General features: G+C 68.9%; 22 protein-coding genes. 14 read left to right on the top strand and 8 right to left on the bottom strand.

The features are described from left to right. The first annotated feature begins 27 nt into the window (after positions 1–27). On the top strand, positions 28–675 hold the full coding sequence (locus AC3WOE_RS15090) for a substrate-binding periplasmic protein (RefSeq protein WP_492691492.1): 648 nt from the start codon (positions 28–30) through the stop codon (positions 673–675). On the opposite strand, the gene cphA is transcribed toward AC3WOE_RS15090, so the two are convergent. After that, on the bottom strand, positions 672–3245 hold the full coding sequence (cphA, locus tag AC3WOE_RS15085; protein ID WP_492691491.1) for a cyanophycin synthetase: 2574 nt from the start codon (positions 3243–3245) through the stop codon (positions 672–674). The genes AC3WOE_RS15090 and cphA overlap by 4 nt on opposite strands. 8 nt (positions 3246–3253) lie before the next feature. Further along, entirely contained in the window at positions 3254–5428 is a 2175-nt protein-coding gene (locus AC3WOE_RS15080; RefSeq protein WP_492691490.1) for a cyanophycin synthetase, read from the bottom strand. A gap of 101 nt (positions 5429–5529) precedes the next feature. Between AC3WOE_RS15080 and AC3WOE_RS15075 the strand changes: the two genes are divergently transcribed. The 4 genes from AC3WOE_RS15075 to AC3WOE_RS15060 are packed head-to-tail and all read left to right on the top strand — an operon-like array spanning position 5530 to position 9320. Further along, a complete protein-coding gene (locus AC3WOE_RS15075; RefSeq protein ID WP_492691489.1) occupies positions 5530–7776 on the top strand; it encodes a cyanophycin metabolism-associated ABC transporter in 2247 nt (748 codons plus the stop codon). A gap of 16 nt (positions 7777–7792) precedes the next feature. Then, a complete protein-coding gene (locus tag AC3WOE_RS15070) occupies positions 7793–8281 on the top strand; it encodes a RidA family protein (RefSeq protein ID WP_492691488.1) in 489 nt (162 codons plus the stop codon). Continuing rightward, positions 8278–8751 (top strand): cyanophycin metabolism-associated DUF1854 family protein, encoded by a 474-nt coding sequence (locus AC3WOE_RS15065; protein WP_492691487.1) that lies wholly within the window; start codon positions 8278–8280, stop codon positions 8749–8751. The genes AC3WOE_RS15070 and AC3WOE_RS15065 overlap by 4 nt, the downstream gene beginning before the upstream one ends. After that, a complete protein-coding gene (locus AC3WOE_RS15060) occupies positions 8751–9320 on the top strand; it encodes a flavin reductase family protein (RefSeq protein ID WP_492691485.1) in 570 nt (189 codons plus the stop codon). Before AC3WOE_RS15065 ends, AC3WOE_RS15060 begins: the two co-directional genes overlap by 1 nt. Here the strand turns inward: AC3WOE_RS15060 and bfr are convergent. After that, the gene (gene bfr / locus AC3WOE_RS15055) at positions 9317–9793 is read right to left on the bottom strand and encodes a bacterioferritin (RefSeq protein WP_492691483.1); all 477 of its coding nucleotides are present in this window, start codon (positions 9791–9793) and stop codon (positions 9317–9319) included. The genes AC3WOE_RS15060 and bfr overlap by 4 nt on opposite strands. A gap of 107 nt (positions 9794–9900) precedes the next feature. Here bfr and AC3WOE_RS15050 point away from each other — a divergent pair, with 107 nt between their 5' ends. From AC3WOE_RS15050 to AC3WOE_RS15030, 5 genes are all read left to right on the top strand, one after another. Next, positions 9901–10125 carry a (2Fe-2S)-binding protein gene (locus AC3WOE_RS15050; protein ID WP_492691481.1) on the top strand — a complete coding sequence of 75 codons (225 nt, stop codon included), beginning with the start codon at positions 9901–9903 and terminating at the stop codon, positions 10123–10125. A 140-nt stretch (positions 10126–10265) separates the two neighbouring features. Further along, positions 10266–10472: a cold-shock protein gene (locus tag AC3WOE_RS15045; RefSeq protein ID WP_199702093.1), complete on the top strand. Its 207-nt coding sequence runs from the start codon at positions 10266–10268 to the stop codon at positions 10470–10472. A gap of 162 nt (positions 10473–10634) precedes the next feature. Beyond that, the gene (locus AC3WOE_RS15040) at positions 10635–12923 is read left to right on the top strand and encodes a YgiQ family radical SAM protein (protein WP_492691480.1); all 2289 of its coding nucleotides are present in this window, start codon (positions 10635–10637) and stop codon (positions 12921–12923) included. Between the two features lie 118 nt (positions 12924–13041). Then, positions 13042–15255, top strand: a complete 2214-nt coding sequence (locus tag AC3WOE_RS15035; protein WP_492691478.1) for a putative bifunctional diguanylate cyclase/phosphodiesterase — start codon at positions 13042–13044, stop codon at positions 15253–15255. A 216-nt stretch (positions 15256–15471) separates the two neighbouring features. Next, a complete protein-coding gene (locus tag AC3WOE_RS15030; protein ID WP_492691477.1) occupies positions 15472–16689 on the top strand; it encodes a 6-phosphofructokinase in 1218 nt (405 codons plus the stop codon). 4 nt (positions 16690–16693) lie between these two features. Here the strand turns inward: AC3WOE_RS15030 and AC3WOE_RS15025 are convergent, their stop codons facing one another. After that, a complete protein-coding gene (locus AC3WOE_RS15025; protein WP_492691475.1) occupies positions 16694–17146 on the bottom strand; it encodes a YciI family protein in 453 nt (150 codons plus the stop codon). A 64-nt stretch (positions 17147–17210) separates the two neighbouring features. On the opposite strand from AC3WOE_RS15025, the gene AC3WOE_RS15020 reads away from it, so the two are divergent. The 4 genes from AC3WOE_RS15020 to AC3WOE_RS15005 all read left to right on the top strand — a co-directional run bounded on the left by AC3WOE_RS15020 (position 17211) and on the right by AC3WOE_RS15005 (position 21049). Further along, positions 17211–17675 (top strand): VOC family protein, encoded by a 465-nt coding sequence (locus AC3WOE_RS15020; protein ID WP_492691474.1) that lies wholly within the window; start codon positions 17211–17213, stop codon positions 17673–17675. A 75-nt stretch (positions 17676–17750) separates the two neighbouring features. Then, positions 17751–18146: a BlaI/MecI/CopY family transcriptional regulator gene (locus AC3WOE_RS15015; RefSeq protein WP_492691473.1), complete on the top strand. Its 396-nt coding sequence runs from the start codon at positions 17751–17753 to the stop codon at positions 18144–18146. After that, a complete protein-coding gene (locus AC3WOE_RS15010; RefSeq protein ID WP_492691472.1) occupies positions 18146–20410 on the top strand; it encodes a M56 family metallopeptidase in 2265 nt (754 codons plus the stop codon). The genes AC3WOE_RS15015 and AC3WOE_RS15010 overlap by 1 nt, the downstream gene beginning before the upstream one ends. 219 nt (positions 20411–20629) lie before the next feature. Next, a complete protein-coding gene (locus tag AC3WOE_RS15005) occupies positions 20630–21049 on the top strand; it encodes a nuclear transport factor 2 family protein (protein ID WP_492691471.1) in 420 nt (139 codons plus the stop codon). Between the two features lie 229 nt (positions 21050–21278). Here the strand turns inward: AC3WOE_RS15005 and AC3WOE_RS15000 are convergent, their stop codons facing one another. The 4 genes from AC3WOE_RS15000 to AC3WOE_RS14985 form a co-directional block, all read right to left on the bottom strand. Next, on the bottom strand, positions 21279–22406 hold the full coding sequence (locus AC3WOE_RS15000) for an HD-GYP domain-containing protein (protein WP_492691470.1): 1128 nt from the start codon (positions 22404–22406) through the stop codon (positions 21279–21281). Between the two features lie 212 nt (positions 22407–22618). Continuing rightward, positions 22619–23527 carry a hydroxymethylglutaryl-CoA lyase gene (locus tag AC3WOE_RS14995; RefSeq protein WP_492691468.1) on the bottom strand — a complete coding sequence of 303 codons (909 nt, stop codon included), beginning with the start codon at positions 23525–23527 and terminating at the stop codon, positions 22619–22621. 2 nt (positions 23528–23529) lie between these two features. After that, positions 23530–25512: an acetyl/propionyl/methylcrotonyl-CoA carboxylase subunit alpha gene (locus AC3WOE_RS14990; RefSeq protein WP_492691466.1), complete on the bottom strand. Its 1983-nt coding sequence runs from the start codon at positions 25510–25512 to the stop codon at positions 23530–23532. Beyond that, positions 25505–25636: a hypothetical protein gene (locus tag AC3WOE_RS14985; RefSeq protein WP_492691465.1), complete on the bottom strand. Its 132-nt coding sequence runs from the start codon at positions 25634–25636 to the stop codon at positions 25505–25507. Before AC3WOE_RS14985 ends, AC3WOE_RS14990 begins: the two co-directional genes overlap by 8 nt. Between the last annotated feature and the right edge of the window lie 65 nt (positions 25637–25701).

Below are 25701 nucleotides of genomic sequence, written 5' to 3'. Positions count from 1 at the left end.
CCTGCCGAACCGGCCCGCCCGCTGGTGATGCTGGTGGAGACCAGCGCGCTGATGCCCCAGGCCCGCATCGACGGCGACCGCGTCGTCGAAGGCCTGCACCTGGACCTCGGGCAAGCCCTGGCCCGTCGCCTGGGCCGCGATCTTGTCGCGCGGCCGGTGCCGCGCAAGCGCCTGGCGGAGGCCCTGACGCGCGGCGAGGGCGATCTGCTGTGCGACTACCAGAGCGACTGGCTGCCCGGCGCCTTTGCCTGGAGCCGGCCTTTCCTGCCCGACCAGGCCCTGCTGATCAGCGCTGCCTCGGGCCCGGCTCCGTCCGGGCTGACAGCGCTGGCGGGGCAGCCGGTTGGCACCGTGCGTGGTTATGTCTACCCGGAGATGGCCGATGCGCTGCGCTCCGGCTTCCTGCGCGACGATGCGCCCGACGCGGTGGCCAATCTGCAGAAGCTGGAGCTCGGCCGCATCCGCCATGCGCTGACCGGCCGCCGCGTGCTGGAGTACCAGCAGCGCATCGGGCGCTTCCATCTGCCCCTGCATCCCCCGCTGGTCGTGTCCGAGGTGCTGGCCCAGTGCGCGCTGTCGCCGAGCAGCCCGGTCGGGCTGGCGGCGCTCAACACGGCCGTCCAGGGCCTGGTGGGCGAGGGCGAACTGAACCGCCTGCTCGCCAAATACCGCTAGCCTTCGCTGATGCGCTTGGCCAGGTGGGCCAGCGCCTCTTCGACCTGGTCGACCAGCACCAGGCAGAGGTCACCCGGCTGCAGTCGCGCCAGCGCGCGGTCGATGGCGATGAACTCGCCGACGATTTCCTCGATGTGGGTGGTGCGCGAGGCGCCCTCCAGGCCCGAGCGCAGCAGGGCCACGACCTCGCCGGCCTGGCGGCCGCGCTGGCAGGCGTCTTCGTAGAGGATGACCTCGTCGAAGGCGGCGCCGAGGATCTCGGTCTGCACGCGGATGTCCTCGTCGCGGCGGTCGCCGGCACCGCTGATGACGACGCTGCGCCGGTTGGCCGGCATGGCGGCGACGGCACCGACCAGGGCCTTCATGGCGTCACCGTTGTGGCCGTAGTCGGCGATGACGGTGGCGCCGCGGTAGTCCATGACGTTGAAGCGGCCGGGTGCGTTGTCGGCATCGTTGGCGAAGCTGGCCACGCCGCGGCGGATGGTGTCCCAGTCCAGGCCCACGCCCCAGGCGGCCGCCACAGCCGCCATGGCGTTCTCGACCTGGAAGCCGATGACGCCGCCGCGGGTGATCGGGATCTCGCGCAGCGGGATGCTCTCGCGCCACACGCCCTGCGCGGCGACGAGCTGGTCGCCGTCCACGTAGACGCAGCGCTTGCCCTGGGCGCGATGCGTGGCCATCAGCGGGTGGTGGCGGTCGGCGGCGAAGTAGATGACCTGGCCGGGGCAGACGGCGGCCATGCCGGCCGTCAGCGGGTCGGTCGCGTTCAGCACCGCGTAGCCATTCGGGGCCACGTTCTGCACGATGACGCGCTTGACCAGCACCAGGTCTTCCGCCGTGTGCAGGAAGTTCATGCCGAGGTGGTCGCCCTCGCCGACGTTGGTGACGACGGCCACCTGGCAGCGGTCGAAGCCCAGGCCCTCGCGCAGGATGCCGCCGCGGGCGGTCTCGAGCACGGCGGCTTCCACGTCGGGGTGCATCAGCACATTGCGGGCGCTCTTGGGGCCGGAGCAGTCGCCGCTGTCGATCTGGCGGCCGTCGACGTAGACGCCGTCGGTGTTGGTCATGCCGACCTTGAGCCCGCAGCTGGCGAACATGTGGGCGATCAGGCGGGTGACCGTGGTCTTGCCGTTGGTGCCGGTGACGGCCACGACGGGGATGCGGCCGTCCTCGACCGTGCTGCCGGCCTTGTGGCTGCTGCCGAAGAGGTGGCCGATGATGCCCTCGCCGACATTGCGGCCCTTGCCGAAACTGGGGCTCAGGTGCATGCGCAGGCCCGGCGCTGCATTGACCTCGACGATGCCGCCGCTGATTTCTTCCAGTGGCCGCAGCACGCTCTCGGCCACGACGTCGACGCCGCAGACATGCAGGCCGACGACCTGGGCCGCGGCGATGGCGCGGGCGGCCACTTCGGGGTGCACGTCGTCCGTCACATCGGTGGCCGTGCCGCCGGTGCTGAGGTTGGCGTTGTTGCGCAGGATGACGCGCTGGCCCTTCTCGGGCACGGACTCGGGGGCCAGGCCTTGCTGGGTCAGGCGCGCGACGGCGATGTCGTCGAAGCGGATCTTGGTGAGCGACGTCGCATGGCCGTCGCCGCGGCGCGGGTCGGCGTTGACCTTGTCGACCAGCTCCTTGACCGTGTGGGTGCCGTCGCCAATGACGTGGGGCGGGTCGCGGCGGGCCGCGGCGATGAGCTTGTCGCCGATGACGAGCAGGCGATAGTCCGAGCCGGGCAGGAATTTCTCGACCATGACGGGGCCGATCTCGTCGGCCGCCTTGTAGGCCGCCTCGATGCCCTCGCGCGTCGTCACGTTGACGGTGACGCCCTTGCCCTGGTTGCCGTCCTGCGGCTTGACGACGACGGGCAGGCCGATCTCCTCGGCCACGGCCCAGGCGTCGTCCACCGACTCGACCGGGCGGCCGATGGGCACGGGCACGCCGGCGGCCTGCAGCAGGCGCTTGCAGAGGTCCTTGTCCTGGGCGATGGACTCGCTGACGGCACTGGTGGCGTCGACTTCGGCCGCCCAGATGCGGCGCTGCTTGGCGCCCCAGCCGAACTGCACCAGGCTGCCCTGCGTGAGGCGGCGGAACGGGATGCCGCGCGCTTGTGCGGCATTGACGATGGAACCGGTGGAGGGGCCGAGGCGGATGTCCTCGTCCAGTTCGCGCAACTGGGCCAGCACGGCGTCGCTGTCGAACTCACCGCCGTTCAGCGCGGCCAGCACCAGCTTGAGCGCGTGCTCGAAGGCCAGGCGGCCGACGTCTTCCTCGCTGTACTCGATGACGATCTGGTAGGTGCCGGCCTCGGGCGTGACGTGGGTCTGGCTGAAGGTGACCGGGCAGCCGGCCTGGGCCTGCAGGGCCAGCGTGGCCTGCTCCAGCACCTGGGCCAGGGAGGTGTCGGCACGCAGTTCGCCGATGGTGGGGAAGAGCTGGCGCAGGCGCGCCTCGAAGCCGGGCAGGCGTTCGAGCGAGCGCTCGGCGTCCAGGCAGTGCACGACGGCCTCGATGGTCGTGTGGCGGCTCCACATATTGGGGCCGCGCAGCGCGCGGGTGCGGGAAACGTCCATGTTCTTGTTTATGCCAGATGGAGTTCGGGGACGAAGGTGTCGAGGCCGGCGGCGATGAGCTCGGGCGAGATGCCCAGGGCCCAGGCGGCGGCGACGGCGGCCAGCAGCGTGGAGGCGTCCGTGGTCTGCGCGCCAAAGCGGCGCAGCAGGGCGTCGATGTTGGCGCCGGGCGTCTCGGCCGGGCCTTGAGCCAGCACGGCGGCGCCGCCGCGCAGGAAGACGGCGCGGCCGCCGCGGTCACGGTGGTGCTGGATGGCCTCCAGGCTGCCGTCTTCGGCGTAGAAGACAACCTCGCCGTCGCTGAGCTCGGCCATGTCGACCAGGCGCGGATGGGCAGCATTCAGCACGCTGGCGCCATCGCTGAGCACGACGTCGATCTGGGTGCGCAGCACCTTGTAGAGCTGATCGCTGTCCTGCACGTCGAACTCGGTGAGGTCAGCGATGCCGTCCATGTCGGTGACGACGCCCACCAGAGCGCGGTCATAGGCCAGCCCATCGCGCAGGATGGAAGCCGGGTCGTTCTCGACGACGACGGCGTTGACGCCGCGGTTCATCAGCAGCCGGTGGGCAGCGTCCCAGCGGGCGCTGTTGCGCTTCTCGACGCGGCGGGTGCCCAGGAAGAGGCCGTCGCGGCAGGCCAGGCCGACGTGGCGGCCATTCAGATGCAGCAGCCAGGCGACCAGACGCGAGATGTGTTGGCCGCCGCGCGAGCCGGCCACGCCGACGATGGGGATGCGGCCCGACTCGTCCTCAGCGAAGAGGTGGTCGATGATGGCCTGGCCCACGGGCTGGGGCGCGCCGCCGGCGGGCTTCAGGTGCATCAACAGGCCCGGGCCGGCGTTGACCTCGACGATGGCGCCGCCGGTCTCGGACAGGGGCCTGGAAATGTCCTCGGTGACGAGGTCGACGCCGGCGATGTCCAGGCCGACAGTGCGGGCGGCCAGCGACACGGCGTGGGCCACCTCGGGGTGGACATCGGGCGTGCAGTCGATGGCGACATTGCCGTTGCGCTGGATCAGCACGGCTTTGCCGGCCTCGGGCACGGCGTCGGGCGTGAGGCCCTGGCGCTGCAGGTCCAGCAGCACGACGGCGTCCTCGTGCAGCTGGATGCGGTTGAGCGGGAAGTCCTCGGTCAGGCCGCGGCGCGGGTCGATGTTGATCTGGCTGTCGACGAGTTGGGCGACGGTGTGCGTGCCGTCGCCATGCACCCAGGCGGTCTCGCCGCGCGCGGCGGCCACCACCTGGCCGCCGACGACCAGCAAGCGGTGCTCGTTGCCGGGGATGTAGCGCTCCACCAGCACCGAGGAGCCATGCGCGTCGGCCAGCTTGAAGGCGGCGTCGCAGTCTTCCTGGGTGGCGATGTCGAGCGAGACGCCCCGACCGTGGTTGCCGTCGCTGGGCTTCACGACGACGGGCAGGCCCAGGTCCTGAGCGGCGGCCCAGGCCTCGGCGGCGGTCTTGACCTCCTGGCCTGCGGGCACCGGCACGCCGACGGCCTTCAGCAGCGACTTGGTCAGGTCCTTGTCGCTGGCGATGCCTTCGGCGATCGCGCTGGTCATGTCGGTCTCGGCCGTCCAGATGCGGCGCTGGCGGGCGCCATGGCCGAGCTGCACCAGGTTGCCGTCGTTCAGGCGGATGTGGGGGATGCGGCGGTCCGTCGCGGCAGCCACGATGGCAGCGGTGGACGGGCCGAGATAGCAGTCGTCCAGCTTGTCCCGCACCCGGGCGACGGCGGCCGGCACGTCGAATGCCGTGTCGTTGATCATGGCCATGATCAAGGCATGACCCTCGGCCAGGGCCGCCCGCGCCACCTGCTCGTCACGGGCCCGGAACACCATGCGGTAGACGCCGCGCTGGCTGGTGCTGCGCGTCTGGCCGAAGCCCGTGGGCATGCCGGACAGGTTCAGCAGCTCGATGACGATGTGTTCCAGCACATGGCCGCACCAGGTGCCTTCGCGCAGCCTTTCCAGGAAGCCGCCGCGCTCGCCGACGCCGCAGTGGTGCTCGACCAGGTTGGGCAGGGCGGCCGTCAGGCGGTCGTTGAAGCCGGGCAGCAGGTGGCTGGGCTGGTCTTCCAGCTCGCCGAGGTCCAGCCAGACCTCCAGCACCGGCCGGTAGGTCCACATATTGGGCCCGCGCAGATAGTTGATGCGCAGCAGGCGGATGTCGTTCTTCTGGCTCATGGAGCTTATCGAGTGAGGGGTTGTGCAGGCGCCAAGCGCGTGGAATTGTGCGCCGAAGTCATCAGAGAGAATCGCCACAGCCCGTAAGAGCCAAGAACAACATGCAAGACCATCCTCCCGTGACAGTGCCTCATCCACAAATGGCCGCCCTGGAAGGGCGACTTTCGTCTGGCGAGAACGTCGTGGCCGCGCAGGAGGTTGACCTGGATGCCCAGGGCCGATTCGGCCGCGGCCTGGTCGTGCTGACGAATTCACGCCTGCTGGCTTTCGAACCCTCGGGCGCCGCCTGGAGCGAGTTTCCGCTGACGCCGGGGCAGGCGCTCAAGCTCAGCGACCATGGCGGCCTGGCCTTCATGGAGCTGTTCGACAGCCACCAGCGCATGGCGCGCTGGCGCTTCACGCTGGCCTGCAACCCCACGGCGGTGCGTTTCGTGGACGCCTTCGACCGCGAGGTGCAGCGCATCGCCGGCCATGTCGTGAAGCCGCAGGAGGAGGAGGGCGAGGAGTCGGAATTCGACTTCGGCGAGGCCAACAAGCCGCCGTCCACCTGGGTGCTGCTGCGGCTGTGGCGCTTCGCTAGGCCCTACCAGGGGCAGCTCTTGCTCGGTTTCACGCTGATGATGGGCGCGACCGGTGCGACCCTGGTGTCGCCCTACCTGACCATGCCCCTGATGGACAAGGTGCTGATCCCCTTCCAGAACGGCCAGGCCATCGACCCCGGTTTCGTCATGCTGCTGCTGGGCGGCCTGCTCGGCGCGGCGCTCGTGTCCTGGGGCCTGGGCTGGGCCAAGACCTATCTGCTGTCGCTGGTGTCGGAGCGCATCGCCGCCGACCTGCGCACCGCCACCTTCGAGCATCTGCTGGGCCTGTCCCTCGAATACTTCGGCAACAAGCGCACCGGCGACCTGATGTCGCGCATCGGCTCGGAGACCGACCGCATCTCGGTCTTCCTCAGCCTGCATGCGCTGGACTTCATCACCGACGTGCTGATGCTGGCCATGACGGCCCTGATCCTGTTCAGCATCCACCCGGGCCTGGCCCTGGCCACGCTGGTGCCCTTGCCCTTCATCGCCTGGTTGATCCACCTCGTGCGTGACAAGCTGCGCACCGGCTTCGAGAAGATCGACCGCGTCTGGGGCGAGATCACCAATGTGCTGGCCGACACCATCCCCGGCATTCGCGTCGTCAAGGCCTTTGCCCAGGAGAAGCGCGAAGCCTCGCGCTTCCGCGAGGCGAACGTGAAGAACCTGCAGGTCAACGACAGGCTCAACAAGACCTGGAGCCTGTTCACGCCCAGCGTCGCGCTGCTGACCGAAATGGGCCTGCTGGTCGTCTGGGGCGTCGGCATCTGGCTGATCTCGCACCAGAGCATCACGGTCGGCACGCTGACGGCCTTCCTGGCCTACATCGGCCGCTTCTACGGCCGCCTCGACTCGATGAGCCGCATCGTCTCGGTGACGCAGAAGGCCGCCGCCGGCGCCAAGCGCATCTTCGACATCCTGGACCACGTCTCCAACGTGCCCGACCCCGTCAACCCGCAGCAGTTCGGCGAAGTGACCGGCGCCATCTCCATGCAGGGCGTCAATTTCCGTTACGGTTCGCGCTCCGTCATCCGCAGCCTGAACCTGGACATCCGCCCCGGCGAGATGGTGGGCCTGGTGGGCCACAGCGGCTCGGGCAAGAGCACGCTGGTCAACCTGATCTGCCGCTTCTACGACGTGACCGAAGGCGCCATCAAGGTCGACGGCATGGACCTGCGTCGCGTCAGGGTGGCCGACTACCGCCGCCACATCGGCCTGGTGCTGCAGGAACCCTTCCTGTTCTTCGGCACCATCGCCGAGAACATCGCCTACGGCAAGCCCGAAGCGACCCGCGACGAGATCGTGAATGCCGCGCGTGCCGCCCATGCCCACGAGTTCATCCTGCGCCTGCCGCATGGCTATGACAGCCTGGTGGGCGAGCGCGGCCAGGGCCTGTCGGGCGGCGAGCGCCAGCGCATCTCCATTGCTCGCGCCCTGCTGATCGATCCGGCCATCCTCATCCTCGACGAGGCCACCTCGGCCGTCGACACCGAGACCGAGAAGGAAATCCAGCGCGCCCTGGACAACCTCGTGAAAGGCCGCACCACCATCGCCATCGCCCACCGCCTGTCCACGCTGCGCAAGGCCGACCGCCTCGTCGTCATGGACCGCGGCGAGATCGTCGAACTCGGGCCGCATGACGAACTGATCGCCCGCCAGGGGCACTACTGGCGCCTGTGGGAAGCCCAAGCCCGACGCGTGGACCAGGAAGACCTGGAAGACCACGCCGTCGCCCCCAACCCCAGCGCCCACACGGCCGAGGCTTGAAAGCGGGAGCCCTGACATGATTTCAAGCGAACGAGACCTGGAGCTGGATGCCGCCAGCGCGGAACATGGCTTCGACCCCACGGTGCCGCTGCAGATCGGCGGCCGCTACACGTCGCTGGTGCGCGATGGTCGAACCCTCTACCTGAGCGGCCAGATCCCGCGCGTCGGCGACCACGTCGCCGTCACCGGCGTCGTCGGCGCCGAGGTCAGCATGGAGCGCGCCAAGCGCGCCGCCGCCATCTGTGCCCTGCGGGCCCTGGCCCTGCTGCGCCAGGAGCTGGGCAGCTTGAACAAGCTGCAGGCCGTGCTGCGGATGACAGTCTTCGTGCATTGCGAGGCCGGCTTCACCCAGCAGAGCGAGGTGGCCGACGGCGCCTCGGACCTGATCTGGCGCGTGCTGGGCCCCGCCGGCGCGCACACGCGCACGTCGGTGGGCGTGTTGCAGCTGCCCAAGAACGCGTCGGTCGAGGTCGACCTGATTGCCACCGCGGTGGAGGCCCCATGAGCACCCTGCCTTTTCGCGACCTGCGGGTGGACGCCCATGGCCGCCTGGTGCTGACCGACCTGAACGGCGACGCCCATGTCGCCGTCACGCCGGTGCGCGCCCATCCCATCTCGGCGCCCGACGAGGGCCTGTCCCTGGTGGGCTCCCATGGCCATGAACTGGCCTGGGTGGAGCGCATCTCGGCCCTGCCGGAAGGGCCGCGCCGCCTGCTGGAGGCCGAGCTGGCCGCCCGCGAATTCCATCCGACGCTGAAGCGCCTGATCTCCGTGAACACCTTTGCCACGCCGAGCACCTGGCGCATCGAGACGGACCGTGGCGAGGTGGACTTCGTGCTGAAGAGCGAAGAAGACATCCGCCGCCTGGAAGAGGGCCGGCTGCTGATCACGTCCACCCATGGCGTGCAGCTGCAGGTGGCCGATCGCTGGGCGCTGGACAAGCATTCCAAGAAGCTGCTGGAACGCTTTTTGTGATGCAGGCAGTCGAGCTGCGCCACGCCAGCCGCCTCATCAACCATGGGCCGACGGTGCTGGTGGGCAGCGCCCACGCCCGCCGCCGCAACCTGATGGCCGCGGCCTGGTCCATGCCGGTGGAGTTCACGCCGCCGCGGGTGGTCGTCGTCATCGACAAGAGCACCTTCACGCGCGGCCTGGTGCTGGAGTCAGGCCATTTCGTGCTGACCGTGCCCGGGGCGGCGCAGGCGGATCTGGTCTACACCCTCGGCAGCGAGAGCGGCGCCGAGGCCGACAAGTTCGAGCGCTATGGCCTGGCGGCCGACGCCGGCCCGGTGCTGGGCCTGCCACTGCTGCGCGGCTCGGTCGCCCACATGGAATGCCGCCTCATCGAGGAGCCGCATGCCCAGGCGGCCTATGACTGCTTCTTCGGCGAAGTGGTGTCGGCCCAGGCCGACGAGCGCATCTTCAGCGGCGGCCACTGGCTGGCGCCGACCGAAGCCAACGCCGATCTGCACACCCTGCACCACCTGGGTGCCGGCCTGTTTGGCGTGGCCGCCCAGGCCGTGCAGGCGAAGCGACTGGGCTAGCTGGATTCGCCCATCTGCGACTGCAGATAGTTCTGCTGGCCCACGGTGTTGACCAGTTCCAGCTGCGTCTCGAGGTAGTCGATGTGCTCCTCGGTGTCGTCAAGGATGCTGACGAACAGTTCGCGGGAGACGTAGTCGCGCACGCTTTCGCAGTAGGCGACGGCCTCCTTCAGATGGGCATGGCCGGTCTTCTCGATCTTCAGGTCGCACTCCATCGTCTCGATGGCGTTCTCGCCGATCAGCAGCTTGCCGAGGTCCTGCAGATTGGGAAGCCCCTCCAGCGTCAGCACGCGCTCGATGAGCTTGTCGGCGTGCTTCATCTCCTCGATGGACTCGTCGTACTCGTGCTTGGCCATCTTCATCAAGCCCCAGTTCTTCAGCATGCGGGCATGCAGGAAGTACTGGTTGATGGCGGTCAGCTCCAGCTTCAGCTGGGCGTTCAGGTGGGCGATGACTTGGGGGTCGCCTTTCATGGAGGGCTCCGGATTCGTGAAATTTGCCGCCAGTATCCCCAGCGAAAGCCCCTCTGCAAAACCGCTATTTTTGCAAATGAGACTGATTCGCATTAGACTTCGCACCCATGATTGTTTGTGTCTGCCACCGCGTCTCCGACCGTGACATCGCCATTGCGGCGTCGTCCGGCTGCCCGAGTTTCGAGGCCCTGCAGGACGACCTGCGCGTGGGCACGGCCTGCGGTGCCTGCCGCGACTGCGCCTGTGCCGTCTTCGAGGAAAGCCGCGTGGAAGGCGGTTCGCCGCGCGCCCGTGGCATGGCGGTGGCGACCCAGACGCTGCTGGCGGCCTGAGCCCTTACAATCCCGCGCTTCGGTCGGCATCTGCCGCCGGCGCTCGTCCTGTCTGATCTTGTGTGTTGTGTTTTGCCGCAGCCGCTCGGGCTGAGGGCGAATTTGATTCAACGACACCAAGGAAAGTTTTCATGAGCACCATGCAATCCGGCATCGTCAAGTGGTTTGACGACGGCAAGGGCTTCGGCTTCATCACGCCCGCCGACGGCGGCAAGGACCTGTTCGCCCACCACAGCGAAATCAAGAACAACGGCGGCTTCCGCACGCTGGCCGAAGGCGCCCAGGTCGAGTTCGAAGTGAAGCAGGGCCCCAAGGGCCTGCAAGCCGCGAACATCCGCGCGCTGTAATTCACGCCCCGGCCTAGTGCCCCGAGCCCGCGCCCTGCGCGGGCTTTGTGCTTTCTGGGCCTCCACCGACAATCGACAGATTGAATCTGCCCCCACGCTCGCTTTGCTCACTGCCCCCCGAGGGGGTGCGTCAGTGGCTTCGGGCGGCCGGGCACCACTGACATGTCCGCACTGCCCATCGCTGCTCCTAAGGCCCTGACCGCTTACCGCCCCTTCTGGGCCAAGCGTTTCGGCCCCGCGCCCTTCCTGCCCATGAGCCGGGCGGAGATGGAGCAGCTCGGCTGGGACAGCTGCGACATCATCATCGTCACGGGCGACGCCTACGTCGACCACCCCAGCTTCGGCATGGCCGTCATCGGCCGCACGCTGGAGGCCCAGGGCTTTCGCGTCGGCATCATTGCCCAGCCGGACTGGAACAGCGCCGACGCCTTCAAGGCCCTGGGCAAGCCCAATCTGTTCTTCGGCGTGGCCGCCGGCAACATGGATTCCATGATCAACCGCTACACGGCTGATCGAAAAATCCGCAGCGACGACGCCTACACGCCCGGCGGCGAGGGCGGCAAGCGCCCCGACCGCGCGACGCTGGTCTACACCCATCGCTGCCAGGAAGCCTTCAAGGACGTGCCCATCGTCATCGGTGGCATCGAGGCCTCGCTGCGCCGCATCGCCCATTACGACTACTGGCAGGACAAGGTCCGCCGCTCCATCCTGGTGGACAGCAAGGCCGACCTGCTGGTGTACGGCAATGCCGAGCGCGCCATCATCGAGATTGCCCACCGCCTGGCGCGCCGCGAGCCCATCGAGGCGCTGACCGATGTGCGCGGCACCGCCTTCATGCGCCGCGACGGCGACCCGACGGCCGAGGGCTGGTTCGAGCTGGACTCGACCGAGGTGGACCGCCCCGGCCGCATCGACGAGCTGATCAGCCCCTATCAGGAGATCAAGCAGGAGACCCCCTGCGCCTCCAACGACGAAGGTGGCGCCAAGCCCATCACCGTCCACAAGACCGGCCGCATCCAGATGCCGCCGCGCGACCACACCGTGGTGCGCCTGCCGGCCTACGAGAAGGTCAAGAGCGACCCGGTGCTCTACGCCCACGCCAACCGCGTGCTGCACCTCGAGACCAACCCCGGCAACGCGCGCGCCCTGGTGCAGCGCTACGACTTCAACGGCATCGAGCGCGATCTCTGGATCAACCCACCGCCCCTGCCGCTGACGACGCCGGAGATGGACCACGTCTTCGACCTGCCCTATGCGCGCAGCCCGCACCCCAGCTATGCGGACGAGACGGGCGGCCATGACGGTGCGACCAAGATCCCGGCCTGGGAAATGATCCGCTTCAGCGTGAACATCATGCGCGGCTGCTTCGGCGGCTGCACCTTCTGCTCCATCACCGAGCACGAGGGCCGCATCATCCAGAGCCGCTCGGAAGACTCCGTGATCCGCGAGATCGAGGAGATGCGCGACAAGGTCAAGGGCTTCACCGGCATAGTCTCCGACCTCGGCGGCCCGACGGCGAACATGTACCGCATCGGCTGCAAGAGCCCCGAGATCGAGGCTGCCTGCCGCAAGCCCAGCTGCGTCTATCCCGGCATCTGCCCCAACCTCAACACCAGCCACGACCCGCTGATCAAGATGTACCGCCGCGCGCGTGCGCTGCCGGGCGTCAAGAAGATCCTGATCGGCTCCGGCCTGCGCTACGACCTGGCCGTGCAGTCGCCCGAGTACGTGAAGGAGCTGGTCACCCACCATGTGGGCGGTTATCTGAAGATCGCGCCGGAGCACACCGAGAACGGCCCGCTGTCCAAGATGATGAAGCCGGGCATCGGCACGTATGACCGCTTCAAGCAGATGTTCGAGGCCGCCAGCGCCGCGGCCGGCAAGAAGCAGTACCTGATTCCCTACTTCATCGCCGCCCACCCCGGCACCAGCGACGAGGACATGATGAACCTCGCCGTCTGGCTGAAGAAGAACGGTTTCCGCGCCGACCAGGTGCAGACCTTCTACCCCAGCCCCATGGCGACCGCGACGGCCATGTACCACTCGGGCAAGAACCCGCTCAAGGGCATCAGCCGGGACGAGACGCGGGGCGAGAGCGTGGACGTCGTGCGCGGCGAACGCCGCCGTCGCCTGCACAAGGCCTTCCTGCGCTATCACGACGCCAACAACTGGCCGCTGCTGCGCGAAGCCCTCAAGGCCATGGGCCGCTCCGACCTGATCGGCAATGGCAAGCACCACCTGATCCCGAGCTACCAGCCGGTCACCGACGGCAGCTACGAAAGCGCCCGGCGCAAGAACTCCACGCCCACCAAGCCGGCCGCAAAAGCTCCGATGAAAGCCGCCACGCCCCGCAAGGGCCAGCTGTTGACCCAGCACACCGGCCTGCCGCCCCGCGTGACCGGCGGCGGTCGCAACAGCCCCTCGCGTCCGGGCAAACCCGCAAAACGATAAGGCGAATCGCAGGACTTTTGCCCCTGCTTTTCGTGACGACAAGGCTGAGGATGCCGTACGCTTGCGGCTCTTGACGAGAAGGGGTCGCCATGGCGCCCCGCCCGGAGCCCTCGCCCCCATGCAAGACACGCCAGCCGTTGACGACGACCTGCTCGAGCTGCTCGACGAACCCGAGCACGCCGAAGCAGATCACCGCGCGCACGACCGGCCGTGGCGCATCCTCATCGTCGACGACGATGGCGACGTCCACAAGGCCACCGAGCTGGCCATGCAGGGCCTGACCGTCGAAGGCCAGCCCCTCGTCTTCCTGCACGCCTCCTCCGCCGCCCAGGCCCGCCAGCTGCTCGCCAGCGAGGACGACCTCGCCGTCGTGCTGCTGGATGTCGTCATGGAGAGCGAGGACGCCGGCCTGCAGCTGGTGCGCCACATCCGCGACGAACTGCGCCTGAACGCGCTGCGCATCGTGCTGCGCACCGGCCAGCCCGGCTATGCGCCCGAGATCGAGACGGTGCAGGCCTATGACATCAACGACTACAAGACCAAGTCGGAGCTGACCCGCACCCGTCTGTACACGGTGCTGACGGCGGCCGTGCGCTCCTACCGCCAGATCTGCGCGCTGGAAGCCAACCGCCGCGGCCTGGAGATGATCGTCGACAGCAGCACCTCGCTGTCGCGCATGCGCGGCCTGAGCCGCTTTGCCGAAGGCGTCGTCACCCAGCTCTGCGCCCTGCTCGGCATCCTGCCCGAGGGCCTGGTCTGCGCCCAGGTCAGTGGCGAGACGGGCGATGAAGTCCGCATCGTCGCGGCCGCCGGCCAGTACAGCGGCCTCATCGACCGCCCGCTGGCCCAGGTCAAGATCGCCACCGTGCGCAATCGCCTCGAGCGCTGCCTGCGCGAGGAGCACAACCTCTACGACGACGGCACCGTCCTCTACTTCGGCATGGGCCGGGGCCGCGCCATGGCTGCCCTCGTCGACGTCGGCCGCGAGCTGGACGAGCTCGACCAGCAGCTGTTGAAGGCCTTCTGCTCCAACATCGCCGTCGGCTTCGAGAACGTGGTGCTGTACAGCCAGCTGCTGGACCAGGCCTACAACGACCCGCTGCTGCGCCTGCCCAACCGCAACCGCTTCGTCGAGCTGCTCGACAAGAACCTGAAGGATCCGTCCGGCGTCACGCTGGCGCTGATCGACATCGACGACTTCTCGGACATCAACGACGCCTTCGGCCACCACTTCGGCGACCAGGTGCTGCAGGCCGTCGTGCATCGCATGAGCGAGATGCTGGGCCTGAACACGGCCATGGCGCGCGTCGGTGCCGACACCTTCGGCGTGCTCGGCGAGCATGCCAAGGTCTGCCCCGAGACCGTCAGCGGCGTGTTTGCCGACCCCTTCGTCGTCGCCGGCGAGCGCCTGCAGCTGTCGGCCACCACCGGCCTGGTGCGCCTGGGCGAGTCCACGGCGGTCGGCTCCGAGCTGCTGCTCGATGCCCAGATCGCCCTCAAGCGCGCCAAGCAGCAGCAGCGCGGCTCATCCCAATATTTCTCGGCCGCCATGGGCAGCGACGCGCGCGAGCGCTTCAAGCTGCTCAAGGGCCTGCGCACCGGCTTCGAGGAGAGCCAGCTCTTCGTCGTCTACCAGCCGCAGGTGGCTCTCGAAACGTCCCGCGTCATCGGCGCCGAGGCCCTGCTGCGCTGGCGCACGACCGACGGTCGCTTCATCCCCCCCGACCAGTTCATCCCGCTGGCCGAGCAGAGCGGCCTCATCATCCCCATCGGCGAGTTCGTCATGCGCACCGCCTGCGGCCAGCTGAAGAAGATGCAGGCCCTGGGCCATGCCGACTTCCGCATGGCTGTCAACGTGTCCATGGCCCAGTTCCGCCACCCCGGCTTCATCGACATGCTGGGCCGCGCGCTGAAGGACTGCGGCGTCGCCGGCCAGAACATCGAGCTCGAGATCACCGAGTCCATGGCCATGGAAGACGCCGATCTCGTGCTGCGCGTGCTGGCCGACATCAAGCAGCTCGGCTTCAGCGTCGCCATCGACGACTTCGGCACCGGCTTCTCGTCCCTCAGCCAGCTGCGCCAGCTGCAGGTCGACCGCCTCAAGATCGACCGCGCCTTCGTGCAGGAGGCGCAGTCCTCGTCCGCCGGCTCCACCATCGCCCAGATGGTCGTCAACCTCGGCCGCGGCCTGGGCCTGACCGTCATCGCCGAAGGCATAGAGACCGAGGAGCAGCGCCAGTACCTGATCGGCCTGGGCTGCCACGAAGGCCAGGGCTGGCTGTTCGCCAAGCCCATGCCGGCCGACCAGCTCGAGACGTGGATGGGCCGGTAGACCCCTCGCCCGGTCTTGCCTGCTGAACGCGGCAAGCCCGGTCGGTCCCCCGTGGGGACGGCGATGCTTGCCGGATCGACCGGCAAGCACATCGCCCAAGGCGGGCCGGCTCGGGAGCGGCCCAGCGCTCGGCCCGCAGGACGAACCTGAAACCGCGATGAAACTCCGACGCCCCTAAACTGCGCACCGTCGATTGACGACAGCCCAGGAGCGTTCATGAGTCTCGCAAAGATCCTCGTCGCCCAAGGCGGCGGTCCCACCGCCGTCATCAACCAGAGCCTCGTCGGTGTCGTGCTGGAAGCACGTCGCCAGGCCGGTGTGGGCAAGGTCTACGGTGCGCGCCACGGCGTGCGCGGCATCGTCAACGAGGACTTCGTCGACCTCACGCAGGAGACCAGCCACAACCTCGAGCTGGTGGCCAACACGCCGGCTTCGGCCCTGGGCTCCACGCGCGACAAGCCCGATGCCGCCTACTGCCACGAGATCTTCACCGTGCTGAAGGCGCACGGCATCACTCACTTCTTCTACATCGGTGGCAACGATTCTTCCGACACCGTGCGCATCGTGTCCGAGGAGGCTGCCGCGGCCGGCTATCCGCTGCGCTGCATCCACATCCCCAAGACCATCGACAACGACCTGGTCGGCAACGACCACACCCCCGGCTATGCCTCGGCGGCGCGCTTCGTCGCCCAGGCCTTTGCCGGCGCCAACCTCGACAACGCGGCCCTTCCCGGCGTCTATGTCGGCGTCGTCATGGGGCGCCACGCCGGCTTCCTGACCGCAGCCGCGGCCCTGGGCAAGAAGTTCGACGACGACGGCCCGCACCTGATCTACCTGCCCGAGCGCCACTTCGACACCGAGCAGTTCCTGCGCGACGTCAAGGCCAGCTACGAGCGCTTCGGCCGCTGCGTCATCGCCGTCAGCGAGGGCATCCACGACGCCTCGGGCGCACCCATGCTGGCCAAGCTGGCCGGCGACCTCGAACGCGACGCCCATGGCAATGTGCAGCTCAGCGGCACCGGCGCCCTGGCCGACCTGCTGTGCGAGGAGATCAAGGCCAAGCTCGGCATCAAGCGCGTGCGCGGCGACACCTTCGGCTATCTGCAGCGCAGCTTCCTGGGTTGCGTGAGCGACGTGGACCAGCGTGAAGCCCGCGAGGTCGGCGAGAAGGCCGTCCAGTACGCCTTCCACGGCGACCGCGACGGCTCGGTGGCCATCAAGCGCGTCGGCTACTACTCGGTGGACTACGAGCTGCTGCCGCTGTCCGCCGTGGCCGGCAAGACGCGCACGATGGAAGACCACTTCATCACCGCCAGCGGCACCGACGTCACCGACGCCTTCCGCCTCTATCTGCGCCCGCTGCTGGGCTCGGGCATGCCGGACGCGTTCAGGCTGAGGCCCAATCCGGTGCCCAAGGTGCTGAAGAAGGGCTGATCCATCAGGGCTTGGGCTTGATCAGCCGCGTGTGCTGGTCGTTGACGCCGATCAGCGCGGCCGAGCCGTAGTGGCGGTGCAGCTCGGCCACCATCTCGCCGTTGATGATGACCGGGTCGGTGTCGACGGCCTTGCGGGCGACCTCGGGGTCCTGGGTGGCAAAGATGAACAGGCCGCGCAGTTCGTTCTGGCCGTCCAGCGGGCCCGCATAGACGAGCAAGCCCTCCCGGGCCAGACGCTGCATATTGGCGAAATGGCCCTTGAACATCTCGTCGCGCGCGGGGCCGTCCGGCATGCGCTTCGGGCCGGTCTTCAGCAGCACGAGGGTGTAGGGGCGCAGGCCGTTGTCGTTGGCGCCCCAGGCCTGGGCCTTGGCAGCGTCGTAGGTCGGCGCTTCCTGGGCATGGATGGAAATCGTGCTGAGCAAGGCGAGGGCGCTGGCGGCGATGCGTTTCATGGTGTGGCGAGATGGCGGTCGCAGTGGGAGCATTCAACCGCACCCTGGCTTTGCGGAGACCGCGATGAAACCCACCCCACCCGGCTGGCCGCGACTGTCGTCGGCGATCTACTGCGAGAACGCGCGCGAGGCCATCGCCTGGTACCAGCGCGCCTTCGGCTTCGAGGTCGAGATCATCGTGGACGCCCCCGACGGCAGCGTCATGCACAGCGAGATCCGCTACGGCGAGGCCATCGTCATGGTCAGCGAGGGCGGGCCCGAGCGCGAAGTGCGCTTCGGCGCGCCCTTGCGTTCACCCAAGACCCTGGGCGGCGCCAACACCCAGGGCCTCTTTCTCTATGTCGACGATGTCGATGCCCATTGCGCGCGTGCCGTCGCGGCCGGTGCCCGGGTGACCTACGAGATGAGCAACAACGACTACGGCCCCGACTACTGGACCGACCGCAGCTATGGCTGCGTCGACCCCGACGGCCATCTGTGGTGGTTCAGCCAGCGCCTGCGCAATCCCGCCGGCCAACCACCTCCCTGACCCCTGCCAAAAGGCACTTGCGGCCGTCCGACCAAATCTTCTACATTTGTAGTACGACAACTGTAGAAGAGCGTCATGGACGAGGAAATCGGCGCGGGCGAGGTCTCGCTGAGTGATCTGCAACTGAGCCTGATGCGCGTGTTGTGGCAGCGCGGCGAGGCCAGCACGGCTGAAGTGGCCGAAGCCCTGCGCGGCGAGCGTGACCTGGCCCACACGACGGTGGCGACGCTGCTGACGCGCCTGGAAAAGCGCGGGCTGCTCGCCAGCCGCCGCGAGGGCCGGGCGCTGCTGTACACGCCGCTGGTCAGCGAGGCCGAAGTGCAGCGCTCCATGGTGGGCAACCTCGTCGACAGCCTGTTCGCCGGCCGCGCCAGCGCCCTCGTCAGCCATCTGCTGGATGCGCGCGGTGTCGATGCCAAGGAGCTGGCCGCGCTGCAGGCGCTGCTGAAACAACGCAAGGGAGAAGCATGATGAATGCGATGACCGACGTGCTGCTGACCTGGCTGTGCAGCTATCTGCTGCACAGCAGCCTGCTGATCGGTGGCTTGTGGGCGCTTGAGCGTGCCGGTTGGCTGGCGCGTCTGGCCACTTCCACGCAGGAGACGCTGTGGCGCCTGGCCCTGCTGGGCGGCCTCGTCAGCGCCAGCCTGCCGCTGGTGACCTCCGCGCCCGCGCCGACCGACCTGGCACGCCCCGTCACCGTCGTTGCGCAGCGAGCGGCGCCAGCCTCGGTCGACGTGGCCCCCGTCGTCGTCGAGGCACCTCTGACTGCCAGGCCCAGCGCCCAGCTCGGTGCGCTGCCGATCACGACGTCGCTGGCGCCCAAGGCCCACGACGTCGCCATCGGCTTTGTCGCGCTGTGGCTGGCCGGTGCCGTGTTGATGCTGCTCGGACTGGCCCTGCAATGGGCCTGGCTGCGTCGCGCCGTGCGCCGACTGCCCGAACTGGCCGACACGCGCTGGCGGGGCCTGGCGGCGCGTTTGGCCAACGACATGGGCGTTCCCCTGCCCGCGCTGCGCCATGCCCGCGCCGGCTGGGCCAGCCCGCTGCTGGCGCCGGGCCGCGTGCTCTGCCTGCCGGCCTGGTGCCTGGACCTGCCCGACGACGAGGCCCGCGCCGTGCTCGGCCACGAGCTGGCGCATCTGCGCCGCCGCGACCCGGCCTGGCGCCTGCTGGCGGCCACGATGAAGGCCCTGCTGTGGCCGCAGGCGCTGAACCGCGTCGCCTTGCGCCGCCTGGACCTGCTGGCCGAACTGGCCTGCGACGCCGCGGCCGCCGCGCCCTCGGGCCAGCGCCTGGCCCTGGCGCAAAGCCTGCTGCGTTGCGCCGAGGCGCTGAAGGCCCAGGGCGGCAGTCACGGCCCGGCCCTGGCCTGCGGTGCGGCCAGCGCCGGATCGCCGCTGTTCGCCCGGGTGCGGCGCCTCTTGAAGAGCGACGATGACGCGCCTCGCGAGCGCCGCGGCGTGCGCTGGGGCCTGGTGGGCGTCATCCTGGTCGCCCTCGTCGCGATGCCGGCCGTCGTCGTCAGCCACACCGATGGCCGCAACCTGCTCGATCGCTTCGACCTCGGCGGCCTGGGCGACGGCATGTCCTTCTCGGTGCGTGGCACGCGCATCTACAGCCGCTATCCCGGCGGCAGCTTCGCGGTGACGCTGGACGGCAAGGTCACGTTCAACGAAGCCGAGAACGAGGTGCAGACCCTGACCGGCACGCTGACCGTGAAGGAGCGCGAGGGCGGGCTGACGCGCCAGATGGTGCTGCAGTCCATGGGCGAGGGCCGCATCGAGCGCGAGTACCGCGTCGGCAATGAGAGCCTGCCGCTGGATGACGCCGGCCGCCGCTGGTGGGCCCAGGCCGTGCAGCGCATGGCCGAGAGCCTGACCGACCCGGTGGTGCGCGCCCGCAAGCTGTTCGCCAAGGGCGGCATCGAGGCCGTGATGGCCGACATCGAGCGTGCCAAGGAAGACTTCCAGCGCCGCCGCCGCATCGAGGCCGCGCTGCAAATCGAGGCGCCGCTGCCCGCCGCGGCCGTGGATCGCCTGATCGCGGCGGCGGCCGGCCTGCAAGGCGCCTTCGAACGTCGCGAGGCCTTGAGCGCCATCGCCCGCCAGCCCTTGGCCGAGCCCCAGCAACTGAGCTGGCTGGCCGCCGCGGCCGGCATCGATGGTGACTTCGACCGCCGCGAGGCCCTCAGCGCGCTGGCGCCCAAGCTGCTGAACACACCGGCCGTGCTCGCCGCCTGGACCGAGGCCCTGGGGCGCATCGGCGGCGACTTCGAACTGCGCACCGCCATCGACAACCAGGTGTCCGCCACGCCCCAGCCGGCCGTGCTGGCGGCTGCCGTGCAGGCGGCCACGCGCATCCAGGGCGACTTCGAGAAGCGCGAGGCCCTGGGCGCCGTCGCCGAGCGCATGCAGGGCGACGAGACCGAACTGGTCGAGGCCTACACCCGCGTCGCGGGCGGCATCTCGGGTGGCTTCGAGCGTCGCGAAACCCTGAACCGCCTGCTGGACCGCCCCAAGATCGGCAAGGCGGGCCTGGAGCGTGTGCTGTCCAGTGCCGAGAGCATGGAAGGCGGCTTCGAGCGCCTGCAGGTGCTGCTGCGTGTGGCCGAGAAGCTGAGCGAGGCCAAGCCGGTCGATGCTGCTCTCGTCGAGCGCCTGCGCCGCGCCGGCCGTGGCCTGGGCGAGCATGAGAGGGGCCAGATCGAGAACGCGCTGGACAAGCTGGGCTGAGTTCGGACCGCGGACAGGCCCTGCGTGCCAGAGCCAGTGGCTCCGTCCTTCGCCAGGCACATTCAGTCCACAGGACTGAATGTGTCCGGGCTCAGCCTGTCCGACGCCTAACGAAGGCCATGCCGCCTGCCAGCGGCATGGCATGAGGACGAAAGTCACTTCCGCGCCGCAGCCCTTGCTGCCATGCTGCGCGCCGTTCGAGCCTGAACGGAGCCCATCTTGCAAAGACGCATCTTCATGAGCAGCGCGGCCCTGGCCGCCGCTTCCACGGCGGCCGTGGCCGCCGAGCCCGAAGCCGCGGCCATCGAGGCCTGCGCGCGCGACTACATCGAGGGCTGGTATGCCGGCGACGCGGCGCGCATGGAGCGTGCGCTGCATCCCGAGCTGGCCAAGCGCATCGTCAAGCGCCTGCCCGACGGGCGCGGCGAGCTGCAGAACATGAGCGCAATGACGCTGGTGCAGTACACGCGCAGCCACAAGCCCGAGACCGGCAAGCGCGCCGACGTGAAGATCCTCGACGTCTTCGGCCGCACGGCCAGCGTGCGCGTCGATGCCGAGGCGTGGATCGACTACCTGCACCTGGCCCAGGTCGAGGGCCGCTGGCGCATCGTCAACGTCTTGTGGGAATTGCGAGGCTAGCGGCTGTATTTGCGGGCCGAGCGCCGGGCCGCTCCCTGGCCGGCCCGCGTAAGGTGATGTGCTTGCGGCTCAATGCCGCAAGCATCACCGTCCCCTCGGGGGCTGAGGCCGGACATGGCGAGTCCTGTGGGCCCGCCGTGCCTGCCGAAGCGCTGCGGACTCCGGCCGCAGCGCGGTCCCGGCTGGGCGCGCCGCGTTCAGCAGGCGCGACTGGACGAGGGGCCTCAAGTCAGTCCGGCACGGCCTGGATCAGCTTCTCGAGCCCGACACGGACTTTCAGGCCGGCCAGCGGCACCACGGCCGCAATGCCGAACTCGGCCTTGGCGGTGTCGCGCTTGGCGGGCTCGATGCGCAGATTGCCCTGACGATCGGTCAGCACGGCCACGACGGGCGTGTTGGTGCTGTCGCCGCGCTTCATCACCATGCCCACCTCGCCCGACTTCAGCCTCACCGTGCAGCCCGGAGGATAGAGGCCGAACTCCTTGATGAGGGCTGCGGTCAGCGGGTCGCCCTTGCCGCATTGGTATTGCAGCCGCGCCGCGGCGTCGGCCAGCAGGGGCTGGCGCTTCAGGCGCGGGCTGAGCTTGGCGGTGAAGCAGTCGGCGCTGTGCACCAGCTGCGCCACTTCGTTGACGTGGGTCAGGTGGTGGGGGTAGCCCGATCCATCGTGTTCCTCGTGGTGCTGGCGCACGGCGGCCAGCCAGTCGCCGTCCGTCACGCCGGCCATTTCCAGCATGGCGGCGCTGCGCTCGGGATGGGACTCGATCTCGGCGCGCTGCATCGTCGTCACCGGCGATACCTGGGTCACCAGCTTGTTCTGCAGCTCGGCCATCGAGATGTTCATCGTCAGCGCGGTGCGCAGCACGCAGCGCTTCTGCGTCGTCGACCAGCCCAGCCGCGTGGCCGCCAGGCAGGCCGCCGTGGCCGTGTGCACGGCGTGGCGACTGGCATAGGCGGTCGGGCCGCCATCGACGGCCTCGGTGCGCACCGCCTGCAGGATGGCGAGGTCGGGGTCGCGTTCGATCAGGGCCATCAAGGGGCGCGAGGCCTGGTCCAGGGACTCGGTGAAGTCGCTGGTCGGGCTGGCGCGCAGCAGGCGGCCCACTTCGCCCATGCTGTCTTCCCAGTAGGCCGGCAGTTGGTCGCGTCGTGCGTTGGCGATCCGGCGCGAGGTGTCGTCGAATTCGCGCAGGTCGATGGTCGCTTCGCGTTCGATCAGCTTCTCCAGCTGTTCGGCGCTGTCGAACTGGTGGCCGCGTGCCAGCAGCAGCCGCCCGCCGGCATCGAAGATGCCGTAAGGCGTGGGCTTGCCCGGCTGGAAGCGGGTCTTGTGCAGACTCAGAGGCTGAAAGTTCATGGCCTACCGTGAGTGGCCCGCACCCTGTCTCGAGTGCGCCCCGGCCAACCCAACGTCCTTGTTTTATGACGGCCGGATTACAGCCGGCATCGGCAGGCCCTGGGTAATTTTTCCGTCAGGCCGGATGTGACAACCGACACGGGAGCGCCGGTGTAAACGAACGTCATGGGCCGCCAGGCCCCTTGCCATCGGGTTGAAAGCCCGTTTCAGTTTCAGCCGGCGCGTTTGGCCAGCACGGCGCGAGCCACGCGCGACACCGGCGGGCGGCCCAGCACATTCGATATGAAAGCACCTGCATCGACGAGCTTGTCGAGGTCAATGCCGGTCGCTATGCCGAGGCCGTCCAGCATGAAGATGACGTCCTCGGTCGCGACGTTGCCGGTCGCGCCCTTGGCATAGGGGCAGCCGCCCAGGCCTGCCACGCTGGCGTGGAAGCTGTGCAGGCCCAGCTCCATGCTCGCGTAGACATTGCTCAGCGCCTGGCCATAGGTGTCGTGGAAGTGGCCCGACACCTCGGCCACCGGGAAGTGCTTCAGCGCCCGCTCCATCGCGGCCTGCACCTTGCGCGGCGTGCCAACGCCGATGGTGTCGGCGATGTCGATGGCGTCCACGCCCAGCTCGCGCAGCGGCTTGACGACGCGCTCGACCTGGTCTGCAGTGATCTCGCCCTCGTACGGGCAGCCCAGCGAACAGGACAGTGCGGCGCGCACCTTCACACCGGCGGCATGCGCGCCCTCGATGACGGGCGCGAAGCGCTCCAGGCTCTCGGCGATGGAGCAGTTGATGTTCTTCTGCGTGAAGGCCTCGCTGGCCGCCGTGAAGACGAGGATCTCGTCGGGCTTCGTCGCCAGCGCCGGTTCCAGGCCCTTGGTGTTGGGCACGAGGACCGAGTAGCGCACGCCGGGCTTGCGCTGGATGGCGGCCATGACGGCCGTGTTGTCGCCCATCTGCGGTACCCACTTCGGGCTGACGAAGCTGGTGACCTCGATCTCCACCAGGCCGGCGTCCTGCAGCATGGCCACGAGCTGTGCCTTGTGCTCGGTGGAGACGTTCTCCTTCTCGTTCTGCAGCCCGTCGCGCGGGCCGACGTCGAGGATCTTGACGTGCGAGGGCAGGGCCATGATCAGGCTTCCAATTTGAGGAGTTCAGCGCCGTCGCCGACCTGGTCGCCGACGGCGAACAGCAACTCCGCCACCTTGCCGTCGCGCGGCGAGGAGATGGTGTGCTCCATCTTCATCGCTTCCATGACGGCCAGGGGCTGACCCTTGGTGACGGTGTCGCCGGCCTGGGCCAGGAAGGCCACCAGCTTGCCGGGCATGGGCGCGGTCAGGCGGCCGCCTTCGGCCGGGCCGTCGCCCGCATGGGCGATGACGTCCACCTCGGTCAGCACGGCCGAGCCGTCGGCGCCGAAGACGGCGACGCGCTCGCCCTGGGCATAGGTCTTCACGCGCAGGCGTTCCGTACCCAGGAAGAGTTCATGCGTCTCGGCGTCCTGCGACTGCACGGCGAACTCGATGGCTTCGCCCGCGACCGTCAGCGTCATGCCGCCGCGGTGGTGGCGGGACAGCAGCACCTCTTGGTGGTGGCCTGCGGCTTCCAGGTCGAAGCGGCGCGTGGCCGAGCCGAACAGGCGGAAGCCGTCACGGGCGCTCCACGGATCGCGGCCTTGGGTTGCGCCCTCGACGGCCAGCGTGTGGGCGACGACGGCGGCGGCGCTGACGCGCAGCGGCAGGCCGGGCTGGTCGAACAACACGGCCTTCTCGCGTTCGATCAGGCCGGTGTCGAGGTCGGCGCCCGAGAACGAAGCCGTGGCCGCGCAGCGGCGCAGGAAGGCGACGTTGGTGTGCAGGCCGACGATGTGGGTGTCGCGCAGCGCGGCGTCCAGGCGGGCCAGGGCTTGCGCGCGGTCCTCGCCCCAGACGATGAGCTTGGCGATCATCGAGTCGTAGAAGGGGCTGATGGCATCGCCCTCGCGCACGCCGGCGTCGATGCGCACATTGCCGCGCTGGAAGGCCACATGGGCGGGCCAGCGGGCCACGTCCAGCGAGCCCGTGGCGGGCAGGAAGCCGCCGTCGGGGTTCTCGGCGCAGATGCGGGCCTCGATGGCGTGGCCGTGCATGCGCAGCTCGTGTTGCTTCAGGGGCAGCGGCTCGCCGGCGGCAACTCGCAATTGCCACTCGACGAGGTCTTGCCCAGTGATCGCTTCCGTCACCGGGTGCTCGACCTGCAGCCGCGTGTTCATCTCCATGAAGTAGAAGCGGCCGTCCTGCTCGGCGATGAACTCGACGGTGCCGGCGCCGACATAGCCGACGGCCTTGGCCGCGGCCACGGCGGCCTCGCCCATCTGGGCGCGGCGCTCGGGCGTCATGCCGGGAGCAGGGGCCTCTTCCAGCACCTTCTGGTGGCGGCGCTGCACCGAGCAGTCGCGCTCGAACAGATAGACGCAGTCGCCGTGGGAGTCGCCGAAGACCTGGATCTCGATGTGCCGGGGCTTTTGCACATAGCGCTCGATCAGCACCGCGTCGTCGCCGAAGCTGTTGATGGCCTCACGCTTGCACGAGGCCAGGGCCGCGTCGAATTCATCGGCCTTGTAGACCGCGCGCATGCCCTTGCCACCGCCGCCGGCGCTGGCCTTGATCAGCACGGGATAGCCGATGCGGTCGGCTTCCTTCTTCAGCAGGGTGGGGTCCTGGTCGGCGCCGTGATAGCCCGGCACCAGCGGCACCTGGGCGGCTTCCATCAGCCGCTTGGACTCGGCCTTCAGGCCCATGGCCAGGATGGCGCTCGGCGGCGGGCCGATGAAGACGACGCCGGCATCGGCACAGGCCTGGGCGAAGGCCTCGTTCTCGCTCAGGAAGCCGTAGCCTGGGTGCACGGCCTCGGCACCGGTGGCTTTGGCCGCGGCGAGGATACGTTCCCACTGCAGATAGGAGTCGCGCGGCGCCGGACCGCCGATGAGGACGGCCTCGTCGCAGACCTTGACGTGCTGGGCGTCGGCATCGGCCTCGGAATAGACCGCGACGGTCTGGATGCCCAGGCGCCGGGCGGTTGCGGCCACGCGGCAGGCGATTTCCCCCCGGTTGGCGATGAGGATCTTCTTAAACATGGCGAGCTCCCGGAGGGAACTTGCCCGTGTGGCCGGCTGCGCCGGCCACCACGCGATTTGTCGCTGGCGCGACCGCGCCTTCGGCGCGAGCACCGCGGTTGGCGATCAGGATCTTCTTGAACATCTCTCTTGTCTCCTCAGCCGTCTTCTTGTGGATTCGGGATCGGGGCGCGCTTCAGGTCGATGGGC

It is taken from the genome of Roseateles sp. FW305-36 (assembly GCF_058787015.1).
This window is presented reverse-complemented; position numbering and strand designations above follow the sequence as displayed.

What these genes read in the sequence shown, in the direction of transcription:
- bfr (WP_492691483.1), bottom strand. Translation starts at nt 9,793, where the DNA reads ATGAAAGGCGACCCCCAAGTCATCGCCCACCTGAACGCCCAGCTGAAG.
- AC3WOE_RS15080 (WP_492691490.1), bottom strand. Translation starts at nt 5,428, where the DNA reads ATGAGCCAGAAGAACGACATCCGCCTGCTGCGCATCAACTATCTGCGC.
- AC3WOE_RS15070 (WP_492691488.1), top strand. Translation starts at nt 7,793, where the DNA reads ATGATTTCAAGCGAACGAGACCTGGAGCTGGATGCCGCCAGCGCGGAA.
- AC3WOE_RS15090 (WP_492691492.1), top strand. Translation starts at nt 28, where the DNA reads ATGCTGGTGGAGACCAGCGCGCTGATGCCCCAGGCCCGCATCGACGGC.
- AC3WOE_RS15025 (WP_492691475.1), bottom strand. Translation starts at nt 17,146, where the DNA reads ATGAAACGCATCGCCGCCAGCGCCCTCGCCTTGCTCAGCACGATTTCC.
- AC3WOE_RS15010 (WP_492691472.1), top strand. Translation starts at nt 18,146, where the DNA reads ATGAATGCGATGACCGACGTGCTGCTGACCTGGCTGTGCAGCTATCTG.
- AC3WOE_RS14990 (WP_492691466.1), bottom strand. Translation starts at nt 25,512, where the DNA reads ATGTTTAAGAAGATCCTCATCGCCAACCGGGGGGAAATCGCCTGCCGC.
- AC3WOE_RS15000 (WP_492691470.1), bottom strand. Translation starts at nt 22,406, where the DNA reads ATGAACTTTCAGCCTCTGAGTCTGCACAAGACCCGCTTCCAGCCGGGC.
- AC3WOE_RS15015 (WP_492691473.1), top strand. Translation starts at nt 17,751, where the DNA reads ATGGACGAGGAAATCGGCGCGGGCGAGGTCTCGCTGAGTGATCTGCAA.
- AC3WOE_RS15020 (WP_492691474.1), top strand. Translation starts at nt 17,211, where the DNA reads ATGAAACCCACCCCACCCGGCTGGCCGCGACTGTCGTCGGCGATCTAC.
- AC3WOE_RS15045 (WP_199702093.1), top strand. Translation starts at nt 10,266, where the DNA reads ATGCAATCCGGCATCGTCAAGTGGTTTGACGACGGCAAGGGCTTCGGC.
- AC3WOE_RS15065 (WP_492691487.1), top strand. Translation starts at nt 8,278, where the DNA reads ATGAGCACCCTGCCTTTTCGCGACCTGCGGGTGGACGCCCATGGCCGC.
- AC3WOE_RS14995 (WP_492691468.1), bottom strand. Translation starts at nt 23,527, where the DNA reads ATGGCCCTGCCCTCGCACGTCAAGATCCTCGACGTCGGCCCGCGCGAC.
- AC3WOE_RS15040 (WP_492691480.1), top strand. Translation starts at nt 10,635, where the DNA reads ATGTCCGCACTGCCCATCGCTGCTCCTAAGGCCCTGACCGCTTACCGC.
- AC3WOE_RS15050 (WP_492691481.1), top strand. Translation starts at nt 9,901, where the DNA reads ATGATTGTTTGTGTCTGCCACCGCGTCTCCGACCGTGACATCGCCATT.
- AC3WOE_RS14985 (WP_492691465.1), bottom strand. Translation starts at nt 25,636, where the DNA reads ATGTTCAAGAAGATCCTGATCGCCAACCGCGGTGCTCGCGCCGAAGGC.
- AC3WOE_RS15035 (WP_492691478.1), top strand. Translation starts at nt 13,042, where the DNA reads ATGCAAGACACGCCAGCCGTTGACGACGACCTGCTCGAGCTGCTCGAC.
- cphA (WP_492691491.1), bottom strand. Translation starts at nt 3,245, where the DNA reads ATGGACGTTTCCCGCACCCGCGCGCTGCGCGGCCCCAATATGTGGAGC.
- AC3WOE_RS15075 (WP_492691489.1), top strand. Translation starts at nt 5,530, where the DNA reads ATGCAAGACCATCCTCCCGTGACAGTGCCTCATCCACAAATGGCCGCC.
- AC3WOE_RS15060 (WP_492691485.1), top strand. Translation starts at nt 8,751, where the DNA reads ATGCAGGCAGTCGAGCTGCGCCACGCCAGCCGCCTCATCAACCATGGG.
- AC3WOE_RS15030 (WP_492691477.1), top strand. Translation starts at nt 15,472, where the DNA reads ATGAGTCTCGCAAAGATCCTCGTCGCCCAAGGCGGCGGTCCCACCGCC.